Origin of the sequence: Streptomyces sp. BJ20 (genome assembly GCF_022869105.1) — a bacterium.
Classification (GTDB): domain Bacteria; phylum Actinomycetota; class Actinomycetes; order Streptomycetales; family Streptomycetaceae; genus Streptomyces; species Streptomyces griseoincarnatus.
This window is the reverse complement of sequence record NZ_CP094918.1, coordinates 3,182,434-3,195,582: the sequence shown is the minus strand read 5'-3', so window position 1 is coordinate 3,195,582 and position 13,149 is coordinate 3,182,434. Positions and strand designations below refer to the sequence as shown.

Here is a 13,149-nt window from a genome sequence, read left to right as displayed (position 1 = left end):
CCGGGGGGCGGGCGGCGCTCGGCGGGACATCGGTTGTGCATCAGGGGTGCGATGCACCAAGGGCGCCCCGCTCGACGGTGGTTGCTCAACGGTCGTTGCCCTCCGGGGGCAGACGCACCTGCGCCACCGCTCCCCCGTCGTCCGGATGGTTGCGGAAGCCGAGCCGTGCGCCGATCACCTTCGCCTGGCCCTCGGCGATCGTCAGGCCCAGTCCGTGCCCCCGGCCCCTCTGCTCCGCTCCCGTACGGAACCGCTGCGGGCCGTGGGCCAGCAGGTCCGGCGGGAAGCCGGGGCCGTGGTCGCGCACCGTGATCGTCAGGCCGGAGACACCGACCTCCACGGGCGTCGCGCCGTGCCGGTGGGCGTTGATGACCAGGTTGGTGACGATGCGGTCCAGCCGGCGCGGGTCCGTCTCGGCCACCGGGTCGCCGGTCGCGGTGACCGTGGCAGGAAGGCCGGTGCGGGCCACCGACTCCTCGACCAGCTCGGCGAGGGGCACCCGCCGGGGTTCGACCCGCTCCGCGCCCGCGTCGAGGCGGGAGATCTCCAGCAGGTCCTCGACGAGGTCGCGCAGCACCCGTACCCGGTCCCGGACCAGGTCGGTCGCCTCGCCCTCGGGCAGCAGGCCGGCCGAGGTGACCAGACCCATCAGCGGGGTGCGCAGTTCATGGGCGACGTCCGCGGTGAAGCGCTGTTCGCCGGCCAGACGGTCGCGCAGGCTGTCGGCCATCGCGTCGACCGTCGCCGCGATCTCGGTGATCTCGTCGCCGCCGCGGCGGCCCATCCCGGTGCGCGCCTGGAGATCCCCCGCGGTGATACGGCGTGCCGTGCGGGCCACCCGGCGCAGGCGGCGGGCGGGCAGTTCCGTGGCGAGGGCCGTCGCCGGGATCACGACGGCGAGGGTGACAAGGGAGTACTTCCACAGGTGCCGGTCCAGGGCCTGCCGGGTGAGCAGGTCCGCCGTCATGTCCGTACGGAGCGCGTGGAGCTGTCCGTTCTTCCGCTCGGCGGCCCAGTAGACGGGGGCGGGCGGTCCGTCCTCGTAGTACGTGCCCTGTCCGTGCCGTTCGACCTGGCGCAGCAGGGCGTCCGGGAGTTCGGCCGGGTCCGCGAGGGGCTCGGGGCGGCCGGTGCGGCGGGCGTCCTGCTGCGCCCGGTCGAGCTGCTCGACGGCCCTGACCGCGCCCTCGTGCATCGACCGGCGCAGCGTCGACTCGTGCACCAGCACTCCCACCGTGAGGGCCATCGCGGCGCAGGCGGTGGACACCAGAAGGATGATCTTCCAGTGCAGGGAACGCAGGTTGAGCAGCGCGCGTACGATCGGCATGCCGGTGCTCCGGGTCATCGGCGCAGTTTGTAGCCGAAACCGCGGACGGTCTCGATACGGTCGGCGCCGATCTTCTTGCGCAGCCGCTGCACGCACAGGTCGACCACGCGGGAATCGCCGTCCCAGCCGTAGTCCCACACGTTGCGCAGCAGGGTCTGGCGGTCCAGCACGATGCCGGGGTGCTCGGCGAACTCCAGGAGCAGCCGCAGTTCGGTCGGGGCGAGGGCGATCTCCTCGCCGTCCCGGTACACCTCCAGCGCCGCCGGGTCGACGGCCAGGTCGCCGAAGACGAGCCGGTCCGCCGTCCCCGCCCGCGTGCCCTGCTCCCGCTGCTGCGCGGGCGCGAAGGTGGCGCGGCGCAGGAGGGAGCGGATCCGGGCCACGAGGACGGCGGTGTCCACCGGTTTGACGACGTAGTCGTCGGCGCCGGCCTCGAGGCCGGAGACCACGTCGAGGGAGTCGCCGCGGGCCGACATCATCAGGACGGGGGCCGTGCTGGTCTCCCGGATCCGGCGGCACAGGCCGATGCCGTCCAGGCCGGGCAGCATCACGTCGAGAAGCAGCAGGTCGGGACGGTCGTCCCGGAACCGCTCCAGTCCGTCGAGCCCGTCGGCGGCCGTGGTGACCCGGTAGCCGTAGCGCTCGAGGGCCAGGGCGACGGAGCGGCGGATCACCTCGTCGTCCTCGACGAGCAGAACGGTGACGGCGGAGGTGTCAGGCATGTGCTTCCGGTTCGGGTAGGCGGCGGGGCAGGCCCTCCATGATGCCTCGCCGCCCGGGTGATCCCCCGGGAAGAAGAGCTTGCACCGCTCGTCCGACCTGCGGTGATGCGGGGCGGATACACAGCCGATGCACAGTCGCGCGGTCCCCGGTACGACATCGCCGCGTCCGCTGGTCGACGGCTGGGTCGCCGACCGGCGCATCGAGCAGTTCCGTCAGCTGTGGACCAGCCCCCGCGCCTGCGACTGACGCAGCGGGGCCCGGCGGTGTGCGTGCGCCGGGCCCCGGCCGGGGAGGGCGGGTCAGCGTCTGCGGGGCCGGCCCGCGCCGATGCCGGCCACGTGCAGGGCCAGGGCTGTGAGCCCCAGCAGCATCACGTTCACCGAGGAGAACACGTCGTTGGTCGCGATGTCCGCCGCGTTGATCAGGAAGGCGATGAAGAACAGCACCGCCGCCACTATGCCGAGCATGAACGAGCTCCTTCCGTAGGGGTGTTGCCCGTATGCCCGGCCTTCGCGCGTGCAGACCCGTCACTTCGTGGGCAAGTGCCGGAAGTCCCGGGAAGCGGCCCTCACCCCACAGAAGAGGGTACTGAGTGCCTTTACTCGTGGCACTCAGTGCCATACTCTGTGGCCGTGCGCGGTGGCACGGCCACCGGGCAGGCGCGTGCGCGGGCGACCGGGCACGTGGAAGTCCGGCCGAGTGCAGGGAGTTGACCAGCGTGTACCACTTCTCAGGGAGCGTCGTTCAGCAGGCAGCCGGCTCCACGCGCCTGCTCGAACCGAAGGGCCCCGAAGGGCGCGGCACCGACCAGGAGGCCATGCTCTTCCAGCGCTGCACCTGGTGCGGCACCGCGATGTACCACCGGCTGCTGTGCCCGGTCTGTCAGGGCAGCGACCTGCGCACGGAACGCAGCGCGGGCTTCGGCACGGTACGCCACTCGACGGTGCTGCACCGCAACACCCCGGCGGCGCGCAACGTCTCGCTGATAGAGATGGCCGAGGGGTTCGTGGTGCGGGGCCGGGTCATGGGCCCGCCGATCGGCATCCACAGCGGCGACCGGGTGCGGCTGTCGACGGCCGAGGACCCGGTGCGCGGCGAGCCGGTGTTCCAGCTCGTCGACGAGCCGTTGCGGGCCTGGACCTGACAGCCGCAACCCGCCTCGGACGAGGGCGGGTTCAGGACGTGACGCGGATGCCCACCGTGCCGTCCACGCCTCGGCGCAGGCGGCTGCCCAGCAGGGTGAGACGGCCCATCAGCCCGTACTTGCGGGCGATCAGCTGCCGGTAGCGGGCGGTCGTGGCCGCGTCACAGATCTCCGCGGTGGCCGGGACCTGGTCGCCGGTCGGATTGCCGCGCACGTCGCAGGGGCCCACGAGGACGTCCCCGCGGGCGCGGATCCGCTTCACCTTCCACGAGTCGGCGGCGGTCCACACACCGAGCGCGTCGCCGTCGCGCACCACCCACACCGGGGTGGCGACGGGCGTGCCGTTCTTCCGGTAGCTGGTGAGCAGCAGGTACTTCCCTGCCCCGAGCCGGTCCCGCAACGCGTCGTCCATACGTCAAGTCTAGGCCTACTCGGCAGGTGCCGCCGGGAGTTGCCCGCGCCCTACAGGCGGCGGGCCACGAACACGAACTCCCGGCCGGGGCGGTCGGGTGCGTCCCGTACGTCCTCCAGCGCGTAGCCGTGGTCCACGAGGTCCGTCCCGACCTCCTCCCGCTCCCGGAACCGCAGGGTCGAGTCCGAGGTCAGCACCTCACCGTCCGACGCGAACACGTACGTCGTGCGAAAGGAGACCAACGGGCCGTCCACGGAGGTCACTTCGTGCCAGCTCTCCACCCCGCCAGCGCCGGGCACGTCGGCGCGGACGTACGACTGCTCACGGGTCCAGGACTCCCAGGCGCGCCGGGCCGGGTCGCGGGTCTCGAAGACCAGGCGGCCGCCGGGGCGCAGGGCCGCGTGGGCGCCGCGCAGGGTGGCGTGCCAGGCGCCGGGGTCCGCGATCGCCTGGGCGACGTTCGCGGTCATGGTGGCCAGGTCGGCCGTGAGCGGCGGCAGGTCCGTCGCGTCGCCCTCGATCCAGCGGACGCGCCCGGCGCCCGGCTTGGCGCGGGCCACGTCGAGGGAGGCGCCGGCCGGGTCGACCCCCACGACGTCGATCCCCTCGTCCGCGAGGAGCAGCGCGAACACACCCGTGCCGCAGCCGATGTCCAGCACCCGGCGGGCACCGAACTCCCGCGCCATGCGCAGATAGGCGTCGAGGTCGCTCCGGTCGGGGTCGAGCGGGTCGTGGAGGGCGGCGAGACGAGGGTGAACGAAGCAGGCGTCAGTCACGGGCGCGGCCCGCCGCGCGTACGGCGGCCGCCATCCGCCGCACCGCCTCCGTGAGCACCTCGGGCGAGGTGGCGAGGTTGAGCCGGGCGTGGCCCGCGCCGCCCGTGCCGAAGGGCGGACCGCCGGTGAGCGCCACCCGGCCGTGCGCGAGGAACGCCTCGGCGGGGTCGTCGCCCAGGCCGAGGTCCCGGCAGTCCAGCCAGGCGAGGTAGGTGGCGTCGCCCGGGCGGTACCGGACCGCGGGCAGCTGCTCGGCGAGGAGGCCGGCCAGCAGCCGGCGGTTGGCGTCGAGGCCGTCGAGCAGGGCGTCCAGCCAGCCGGTGGCGTCACGCAGGGCGGCGGTGTGGGCGAGGATGCCGACGTGGCTCGGGCCGTGGCCGACCACCTCCGGCATCCGGGCCAGGTCGTCGCCCGCGCCGGGCCCCGCGATCGCGAGGGCCGCCTTGAGGCCGGCCAGGTTCCACGCCTTCGACGCCGACATCAGCGACAGCCCGCGCTCGGCGCCGGGCACGCTCAGGTACGGCACGAAGCGCGCGCCGCCGAACACCAGGGGCGCGTGGATCTCGTCGGCGACGACCCGGACACCGTGCCGCTCGGCGAGCGCGGCCACCGCGGTCAGCTCCTCGGCGGTGTGCACGGTGCCGGTGGGGTTGTGCGGGCTGCACAGCAGGTACGCTGCCCGGCCGCCGCCCTCGGTCGCCCCGCGGAAGGCACGCTCCAGGACGTCCAGGTCGAGCCGCCCGTCGTCGCCGAGCGGCGCCTCGACGATCCGGCGGTCCGCGTGCCGCGCGAAGTCGTAGAAGGGCGGGTAGACCGGCGGGTTCACCACGACGGGGTCGCCGGGGCCGGTGACCAGCCGGAGCATCTCGACCACGCCCAGCATCACGTCCGGCACGATCGCGGCGCGCTCCACGGCGAGGCCGGGCCAGTTCCACCGCTTGTCGGCGAAGGCGGCCAGCGCCTCGGCGTAGGCGGTCCCGGCGGGATACCCGGTGTCGCCGGACTCCATCGCCTCGGTGACCGTCCGCACGACCGGCCCGGGCGGTGTCACGTCCATCTCGGCCACCCACACGGGGAGGACGTCCTCGGCGTAGGTCCGCCACTTCATGCTGGTGCGGCGGCGCAGCTGATCCAGGGAAAGGGCCTTCAGGGGATTCGGTTCACCGGACGTGTCGTGCGGGATCCTGGTCATGAAGCACACGATAGGGGGCGTGGTGTGGACCCACATCAGGATTCCGGGGCGCCGCCCGGCGACGGCGGCGCGGCGGTACGGGAGATCGCCTGCGACGAGTCGGGGTCGGACGGCGAGAACCTGACCGGCGGGAACACCGACGTGTTCGCGCACGCCGGTGTCCAGGTCCCCGTCGCGGACGCGGCCCGGGCCCTGCGGGAGATCCGTGACCGGATCCGCTCCCCGGCCACCGAGTACAAGGCGACCCATCTGCTGCGGGAGAAGCACCGGACGGTGCTGGAGTGGTTCCTCGCGCCGGGCGGGCCGGTCCACGGCGCGGCGCGGGTGCACCTCACCGAGAAGTCCTTCTTCGTGCTGGACCGGCTGGCCGGTGTTCTGCTCGACGACCGGGGCGCGGCGGCGGAGCTGTACCGCACGGTACGGGAGGCGCTGGGCGCGGAGGACGGGCAGCGGTTCCTGTCCGTGGCGAACCGACTGCTGCGCACCCGCAACGGGGCGGAGCCGGGGTCCTCGGTGCCGCTGTTCTTCGAGACCCTGGACGGGCTGCGCCGGGCCTGCGCGGGTACGGACGCGGGTTCGGTGCTGGGGCGGCTGGCGGCGGGACGCGGGCGGGCGGAGGCCTACCGGGCGGGGCTCCTGGACGGCCCGGCGGTGCGGATCCCCGTCCTCAACCCGCTGCTCCCGGCGATCGTCGCCACGGCCGCGTACTGGAGCGGACCTGAACGCCGGCCGGTGCGGCTGGTGCACGACCGGCAGAACCTGCTGACGCCCGGGCGGATCGCGTGGATCGAGGAGACCGCCCGGCGGTCCGGCGTCGCCCTGACGGAGCTGCGGCTGGTGGTCGCGCGGGACGACCCGCGGGTGCAGCTGGCGGACTTCCTCGCCGGGATCGCCCGCAAGGCGGCCGGCGACGCGCTGCGCGGCGACGGCGACCCGGGGCTCGTCGCACTGCTGCGTCCCTATGTCGACCCGGCATCCCTGTGGGGCGACGGGGGCACGGCGGACGCGCTCGGCCTGTCCGCGCCCAACTCCTCGGTGCGCGCGCGGAACTGAGGCGGACATCGCCTCGTCCGTGCTGAACACGACGGGCTCCGCAGCCGTATGGACGAGGGGCGCTCTGCTCGAGGGAGGCCCCCGCGGTGCGCGCACCGCGCTGTCGAGGTTCTGGAGCCATGCATGAGGCACGCACGACGACGGGTGGTCCGGCGAGTGACACGGCTGGCGGCTGTCGGCGGACTCCTGCTGGGGGGCACGATGGTCACGCACGCCGTGGCGAGTGAGCCCGGCACACCCGACGCCGTCCCGTTCTCCACCGCCTCCCCCGCGGACGCGCACACGTCCGGTCCGGGCGCAGACGTGGTCCGGCGGCTCGGCACGTCCCGTACGGCGGGCAGTTGGGTCGGCGAGGACGGCAGGACGGTCGTCGCCGTCACCGACGAGGAGGCGGCGGCCGAGGTGCGGGCGGCGGGCGCCGAGCCGCGGATGGTGCGGCACAGCATGGACGACTTCGACTCCGCGACGCGGACGCTGAGTTCGGCGCCGCGGGTGCCCGGCACGGCCTGGATGAAGGACTACCGGTCGAACCAGGTCGTGGTGCGCGGCGACAGCACGGTGTCCGAGGACGACTGGTCGTCGCTCACCGAAGTGGCCGACGGCATCGGCGACTTCGTCACCATGGAGCGGGTCGGGGGCACCTTCACCACCCGCCTGGCCGGCGGGCTGCCCGTGCTGTCGACGGCGGGCCGTTGCTCGGCCGGCTTCAACGTCACCGACGGGCGGCGGGAGTTCATCCTCACCGCCGGGCACTGCGGGCCGCAGGGGTCGGTGTGGTTCTCCGACGACGGGGGCCGGAAGAAGGTCGGCACCACGGTCGGCGGCAGCTTCCCCGGCGACGACTACTCGCTGATCGCGTACGAGGGCGGCAAGGCCGGCGAGAACGCCGGGGTGGTCGCGGTGGGCGGCGGCAAGGGCGTGCGGATCACCGGGGTGGCCGATCCGACGGTGGGGCAGCGGATCTTCCGCAGCGGCAGCACCAGCGGGCTGCGCGACGGGGAGGTGACCGCGCTCGACGTGACGGTCAACTACCCGGAGGGGACGGTCGGCGGGCTGATCGAGTCGGACGTGTGCGCGGAGCCCGGGGACAGCGGCGGGCCGATGTTCTCCGAGGGGGTCGCGCTCGGCGTCACCTCCGGCGGCAGCGGCGACTGCCGCTCGGGCGGCATCACGTACTTCCAGCCGTTGACGAAGGCGCTGGCGGACCTGGACCTGAAGCTGATCGTGGCGCCCGGGGCGGACGGCGGGAGCCCCTCCCCCGAGCCGTCGCAGGCGCAGGGCGTGGCGGCGCCGGACGCGGCCACACCGGGGTCGTCGACGTCGGTGCGGGGCATCCTGCCGGACCCGTCGACGCTGGTGTCGCGGCTGGCCGACCCGCGGAACGTGGGTCCGGGGCTGCTGGTGATGGGCGGGAGTCTGGTGGCGCTGGTGGCGTCACGGTGGATCAGGGCCGAACAGGACCGCAAGGCCTACCGAAGGCAGTACTCGGAGATGTGGGGGTGAGACGGGAAGGGCACCCGTGCGGTCACGGGTGCCCGATCGTGATGCCGAGGCCGGCCGTCAGGCCGCCTCCGCGGCCTCCTGCGGGAGGGCCGTGGCCCACTCCTGGACCAGGCGCTGGTACTCCTCGCGCTGTTCGACGCTGAGTGTCCCGCCCGACCGGAGCCACAGGGCCCGGATCTCCTCGTTGACCTCGGCAGCCGATCGCTCGGAGGAGGGTTCAACAGTGGTGGACATACCGTGAAGCATACGTCCCCCGAGGTGAAGACGCTGTGAGTAATCGCACGCCGATCGGGCAATTCGGACGTGTCACTGATCACGTCCATCTGCCCTCCAAGGTGGGCGAGTTCACACCCTCGGACATGCGGGGGCGCCCGGCCCGGAGACCGGGCGCCGGGGGTCCTCAGGTGCCCGGCTTGCGGCCGTACACGTAGACGTCGTCACCCTTCTTCAGCAGCGACCAGTACTTCTTGGCGGCGGTGCCGGTCATGTTGACGCAGCCGTGGGAACCGGGCGGGTTCCACATGCTGACGCCGACCGAGTGGAACGCCTGGCCGCCGTCGAAGAACTGGCTGTACGGCATCGGCACGTCGTAGATGGTCGAGACGTGGTTCTTGTTCCGCCAGTAGACCTTCTTGAGGCCGGTGCGGGTCTCGTAGCCGTTGCGTCCGGTGCGCACGGGGACCGGACCGTAGACGAGCTTCTTGCCGTCCTGGATCCAGCTCAGCTGGAGGGTGAGGTCGACACAGGCGATGCGCCCCTTGTTGGTGGGGCATTTGCCCGCCTTGTTCGGGTTCTTCCCGACGGCCTTCTGCTTGTTCATCAGGTTCATCACGCCCCAGGTCACGGGGCCGGCGTACCCGATGTTGGGCCTGATGCCGTGCTTGGTCTGGAAGGCCCGGATGGCCTTGCAGTCGGCGGCGGACTGCTTGCCGTCGACCGGGCGGCCGAGGAACTTCTCGACCTTCTTCTGGTACGGCCCCGCCGACGTGGTGCAACTGGCGGCCTGGGCCGGCGTCGCACCGATCGCGAGTGTGAGCGGAGCCACCAGAGCGGTGACCCCCAGGGCGACGACACCCCGTCTTCTCAAGTCCCCCATGGTCCGTTATGCCTCTCCCGCGGGAACGTGCGCTGGACCGCGCACTCTGCCAGGTAGACGGCGAACGGGGGAAATCGGTTGTACGCGCGACCGGACCGTTATGTCCGTCACGGCGGGCGCTTCGGTATGAGTCGTGTCACGCGGAACCACACCGGGCGCGGGGACGGTCACCGCCCGGTGTGGTCCACGGCCCGGTGGAAGCCGTGGTTGACGGCCGTGATGCCGCCGTCGACGGTCAGGGTGGTGCCGGTGATCCAGGCCGCGTCACGGGAGGCGAGGAAGGTCACGGCCGCCGCGATGTCCTCCGGCTCGCCGATCCGGCGCAGCGGGTAGACCTGGGAGACCGCCGCCAGGTCGTCGTCCCGGCCGTCCCAGGCGCGGGTGCGGACCGTGCCCGGCGCGACGAGATTGACCCGGACGCCCCGGGGCCCCGCGTGCCCGGCGAGGGTGCGGGTGAGGGAGATCAGGCCGGCCTTGGCGGCGCTGTAGGCGTGGTTGCCGAAGTCCTGCAGCCCGTTGACCGAGCCGACGGTGACGATCGCGCCCCGTCCGGACGCCTCCAGGTGCGGCAGGGCGGCGCGGCAGCAGCGGTAGGCGCCGGTGAGGGTGACGTCCAGGTCCGCCGCCCACTCCTCCTCGGGCTCGTCCTCGAAGCGGGGCGCGTCGGGGGTGCAGTGCGCCGCGTTGTTCACCAGGACGTCCAGCGAGCCGAAGGCGCGGACGGCGTGGGCGACCGCCGCCTCGACGGACGCCTGGTCCCCCACGTCGCAGGCGATGGCCTCCACCGTGAGTCCGCGGTCGCGGAGCGCAGCCGCCGTGCGCTCCCCCGCCTCCGGGTCGGCGTCGGCGACCAGGACGCGCGCGCCCTCGTCGGCGAACCGTGTCGCGGTGGCGGCGCCGATGCCGCGCGCCGCCCCGGTGATGAGAACCCCGTATCCCGCGAAGCGCCCTGTGTCCGTCGTCATGGGGCGACGGTAGCGGCTCGGACGATCACCGCGCCCGGCTTTTCCCCGGCGTCCGGAGGGTCAGCGGTAGCCGGTGACGTCGGCCGGGCGGCCCGCGTCCTGCACCTCGACCAGATAGCGCCAGGAGTCGGGGCGGCTGCCGTCGAGGTCGGTGAAGCCGTACTCCTGGGCGAGTCCGCCGCTGGACAGGGAGGAGCCGTTGAAGCGGGCCACCTCGGGGTCGCCCGCGAGCGCGGCGACGGCGCGCCCGACGTAGCGCGGGGTCTCGGAGATGGCGAAGTGCGGCACCTTCTCCAGCGCGTCGCGCCAGTTGTCCTCCCGCACCCCGAAGTGGTCGAGCATGATCTCCGAGCGCATCCAGCCCGGGGTGAGGGCGACGGCGGTCGCGCCGCGCGGGCCGAGTTCGTGGCCGAGGGCGAACGCCATGCGCAGCACCGAGGACTTGGCGAGGTCGTAGAAGAAGGAGACCCGGTAGTGGTCGCGGTTGTAGTCCGCCGTGCCGTCGGTGACCTCGACGACCAGTCCGCCCGGGTGGCGCAGCAGCAGCGGCAGGGCGTGGTGGCTGGTGATCGCGTGCGTCTCCACGGCGAGGCGCAGCAGCCGCAGTCCCTTGTCGAGGTCGTGCTCCCAGACGGGCGCGTCCCAGTCGAAGAGGGTCTCGCCGCCCCAGATGTCGTTGACGAGGACGTCGAGGCGGCCCTGCTCGGCGGCGATCCGGTCGACGAGGGCCTCCACCTGCGCCGGGTCCAGGTGGTCGGCGGGGACGGCGATGCCGTGGCCGCCCGCCTCGGTGACCAGGTCGGCGGTGTCCTCGATCGTCTCGGGCCGGTCGTACTCGGAGCGGCGGGCGCGGGTGGAGCGGCCCGTGACGTAGACCGTGGCGCCCGCCGCGCCGAGTTCCACGGCGATGCCCCGTCCCGCTCCCCGGGTCGCCCCGGCCACCAGCGCGACCTTGTCCCGCAACGGCTGTGTCATTCACGGCCTCCCGTGCCTCGATCCGTCGTACGACGCCGAGCCTGACGGGTAAGCCGGACATCCTCTGTCGCCTTTTCCGCGGTTCGGGCCGTGGGATCACCCGGAAGCCGGTACGTCCGGGTGACCCCGTCGCCTCAGTGACCGCGGGCGCTTCAGTGGCCGGCCGCACTTCAGTGGCCGCCTGCAGTTCAGTGGCCGCGGGCGATCCATTCGTCCAGGTGCGGGGCCTCGGCGCCGATGGTGGTCGGGTCGCCGTGGCCGGTGAGCACCTTCGTCTCCGGGGGCAGGGTGAGCAACCGGTCCCGGATGGAGTCGACGATCGTCGGGAAGTGGGAGAAGGAACGGCCGGTGGCGCCGGGACCGCCCTGGAAGAGGGTGTCGCCCGTGAACACGGTGCCGAGCCCCGGGTCGTACAGGCAGACCGCGCCCGGTGCGTGGCCCGGGGTGTGCAGCACGGTGAGGTCGGCGCCGCCGGCCTCGATGACCTGCCCGTCGGCCAGCCAGGCGTCGGGGTCGCGGTCCGGGTGGGTCTGCTGCCACAACTGGAGGTCGTCGGGGTGCAGCCAGATCGTGGCGCCGGTGCGCTCGGCGAGGGCGGGCGCGGCGTCGATGTGGTCGTTGTGGGCGTGGGTGCACACGATGGCGGTCAGGCGCCGGTCGCCCACCGCCTCGGCGATGGCGTCGGCGTCGTGGGCGGCGTCGATGACGACGGCCTCGTGGTCGTCGCCGACGATCCACACGTTGTTGTCGACGTTCCAGGTGCCGCCGTCGAGGCGGAACTGGCCGGAGGTGACGAGCCGTTCGATGCGGGCGGCCATCACAGCACCACCACCGAACGCAGCACGTCGCCGCGGTGCATCCGCTCGAACGCCTTCTCCACCTCGTCCAGGGCGATGGTCTCCGTGACGAACGCCCCGAGGTCCAGGCGGCCCTGGAGGTGCAGGTCGATCAGCATCGGGAAGTCGCGGGACGGCAGGCAGTCGCCGTACCAGGAGGACTTGAGGGAGCCGCCGCGGCCGAAGACGTCGAGGAGCGGCAACTCGATCTTCATGTCCGGGGTGGGCACGCCGACCAGGACGACCGTACCGGCCAGGTCACGGGCGTAGAACGCCTGCCGGTAGGTCTCGGGGCGGCCGACGGCCTCGATGACGACGTCGGCGCCGAAGCCTCCGGTGAGGTCGCGGATCGCCTCGACGGGGTCGGCCGTACGGGAGTTGACGGTGTGGGTGGCGCCCATGGAGCGGGCGGTCTCCAGCTTGCGGTCGTCGATGTCCACGGCGATGATCTTCGCCGCGCCGGCCAGCCGGGAGCCGGCGATCGCCGCGTCGCCGACGCCGCCGCAGCCGATGACGGCGACCGAGTCGCCGCGGCCCACGTTGCCGGTGTTGATCGCGGCGCCGATGCCGGCCATCACGCCGCAGCCGAGCAGCCCGGCGACCTCCGGCGCCACGGCCGGGTCGACCTTGGTGCACTGCCCGGCGGCGACCAGGGTCTTCTCCGCGAAGGCGCCGATGCCGAGCGCCGGGGAGAGCTCGGTGCCGTCGGTGAGGGTCATCTTCTGCCGCGCGTTGTGCGTGTCGAAGCAGTACCAGGGGCGTCCGCGCAGACAGGCGCGGCAGTTGCCGCACACCGCTCGCCAGTTGAGGATCACGAAGTCCCCGGGCGCCACGTCGGTGACGTCGTCGCCCACCGACTCGACGACGCCCGCCGCCTCGTGGCCGAGGAGGAAGGGGAAGTCGTCGTTGATGCCGCCCTGTTTGTAGTGCAGGTCCGTGTGGCACACCCCGCAGGCCTGGACGCGTACGACCGCCTCGCCGGGTCCCGGGTCGGGTACGACGACCGTCTCGATCCGTACCGGCTCGTCCTTGCCGGGCGCGATCACGCCGCGTACTTCCTGCGCCATGCTGCTGACTCCTTCGTCGGCCGGGTCCGTCTCCCCCGTCGTCCTCGACCCTACGCGGGAATGATCGGCTCCGCCGCCCA

At 73.1% G+C, this 13,149-nt stretch carries 15 protein-coding genes; 3 read left to right on the top strand and 12 right to left on the bottom strand.

Annotation, left to right across the window (positions count from 1 at the left end):
* Positions 1-85 precede the first annotated feature (85 nt).
* From MTR79_RS14475 to MTR79_RS14465, 3 genes are all read right to left on the bottom strand, one after another.
* Complete coding sequence (locus tag MTR79_RS14475; protein ID WP_189364605.1) at positions 86-1,327, bottom strand: HAMP domain-containing sensor histidine kinase; 1,242 nt, start codon at positions 1,325-1,327, stop codon at positions 86-88.
* A gap of 14 nt (positions 1,328-1,341) precedes the next feature.
* Positions 1,342-2,049, bottom strand: a complete 708-nt coding sequence (gene cseB / locus MTR79_RS14470; RefSeq protein ID WP_175445923.1) for a two-component system response regulator CseB — start codon at positions 2,047-2,049, stop codon at positions 1,342-1,344.
* 300 nt (positions 2,050-2,349) lie between these two features.
* Entirely contained in the window at positions 2,350-2,517 is a 168-nt protein-coding gene (locus MTR79_RS14465; protein WP_167741544.1) for a hypothetical protein, read from the bottom strand.
* Positions 2,518-2,768: 251 nt separating this feature from the next.
* Here MTR79_RS14465 and MTR79_RS14460 point away from each other — a divergent pair, with 251 nt between their 5' ends.
* Entirely contained in the window at positions 2,769-3,194 is a 426-nt protein-coding gene (locus MTR79_RS14460) for a zinc ribbon domain-containing protein (protein ID WP_122216415.1), read from the top strand.
* 31 nt (positions 3,195-3,225) lie between these two features.
* Here the strand turns inward: MTR79_RS14460 and MTR79_RS14455 are convergent, their stop codons facing one another.
* From MTR79_RS14455 to MTR79_RS14445, 3 genes are read right to left on the bottom strand one after another with little or no spacing between them, the layout of a single operon-like run.
* Complete coding sequence (locus MTR79_RS14455) at positions 3,226-3,606, bottom strand: PPOX class F420-dependent oxidoreductase (protein ID WP_048454883.1); 381 nt, start codon at positions 3,604-3,606, stop codon at positions 3,226-3,228.
* 50 nt (positions 3,607-3,656) lie between these two features.
* A complete protein-coding gene (locus MTR79_RS14450; RefSeq protein WP_189364494.1) occupies positions 3,657-4,382 on the bottom strand; it encodes a class I SAM-dependent methyltransferase in 726 nt (241 codons plus the stop codon).
* Positions 4,375-5,574: an aminotransferase class I/II-fold pyridoxal phosphate-dependent enzyme gene (locus MTR79_RS14445; RefSeq protein ID WP_244790523.1), complete on the bottom strand. Its 1,200-nt coding sequence runs from the start codon at positions 5,572-5,574 to the stop codon at positions 4,375-4,377. Before MTR79_RS14445 ends, MTR79_RS14450 begins: the two co-directional genes overlap by 8 nt.
* Positions 5,575-5,598: 24 nt before the next feature.
* On the opposite strand from MTR79_RS14445, the gene MTR79_RS14440 reads away from it, so the two are divergent.
* On the top strand, positions 5,599-6,627 hold the full coding sequence (locus tag MTR79_RS14440) for a hypothetical protein (RefSeq protein ID WP_244790521.1): 1,029 nt from the start codon (positions 5,599-5,601) through the stop codon (positions 6,625-6,627).
* A 123-nt stretch (positions 6,628-6,750) separates the two neighbouring features.
* Entirely contained in the window at positions 6,751-8,130 is a 1,380-nt protein-coding gene (locus MTR79_RS14435; protein WP_244790519.1) for a S1 family peptidase, read from the top strand.
* 57 nt (positions 8,131-8,187) lie between these two features.
* On the opposite strand, the gene MTR79_RS14430 is transcribed toward MTR79_RS14435, so the two are convergent.
* The 6 genes from MTR79_RS14430 to MTR79_RS14405 all read right to left on the bottom strand — a co-directional run bounded on the left by MTR79_RS14430 (position 8,188) and on the right by MTR79_RS14405 (position 13,069).
* Positions 8,188-8,376, bottom strand: coding sequence for a hypothetical protein (locus MTR79_RS14430; protein WP_086703821.1), 189 nt, complete (start codon positions 8,374-8,376; stop codon positions 8,188-8,190).
* A 154-nt stretch (positions 8,377-8,530) separates the two neighbouring features.
* A complete protein-coding gene (locus tag MTR79_RS14425) occupies positions 8,531-9,226 on the bottom strand; it encodes a L,D-transpeptidase family protein (RefSeq protein WP_086703822.1) in 696 nt (231 codons plus the stop codon).
* Positions 9,227-9,393: 167 nt separating this feature from the next.
* Positions 9,394-10,191 carry an SDR family NAD(P)-dependent oxidoreductase gene (locus MTR79_RS14420; protein WP_244790517.1) on the bottom strand — a complete coding sequence of 266 codons (798 nt, stop codon included), beginning with the start codon at positions 10,189-10,191 and terminating at the stop codon, positions 9,394-9,396.
* A gap of 60 nt (positions 10,192-10,251) precedes the next feature.
* Positions 10,252-11,166, bottom strand: a complete 915-nt coding sequence (locus MTR79_RS14415; RefSeq protein WP_189364499.1) for an SDR family oxidoreductase — start codon at positions 11,164-11,166, stop codon at positions 10,252-10,254.
* Positions 11,167-11,354: 188 nt separating this feature from the next.
* The gene (locus MTR79_RS14410; RefSeq protein ID WP_244790515.1) at positions 11,355-11,984 is read right to left on the bottom strand and encodes an MBL fold metallo-hydrolase; all 630 of its coding nucleotides are present in this window, start codon (positions 11,982-11,984) and stop codon (positions 11,355-11,357) included.
* On the bottom strand, positions 11,984-13,069 hold the full coding sequence (locus MTR79_RS14405) for an S-(hydroxymethyl)mycothiol dehydrogenase (RefSeq protein WP_048454892.1): 1,086 nt from the start codon (positions 13,067-13,069) through the stop codon (positions 11,984-11,986). The genes MTR79_RS14410 and MTR79_RS14405 overlap by 1 nt, the downstream gene beginning before the upstream one ends.
* Positions 13,070-13,149: the final 80 nt, after the last annotated feature.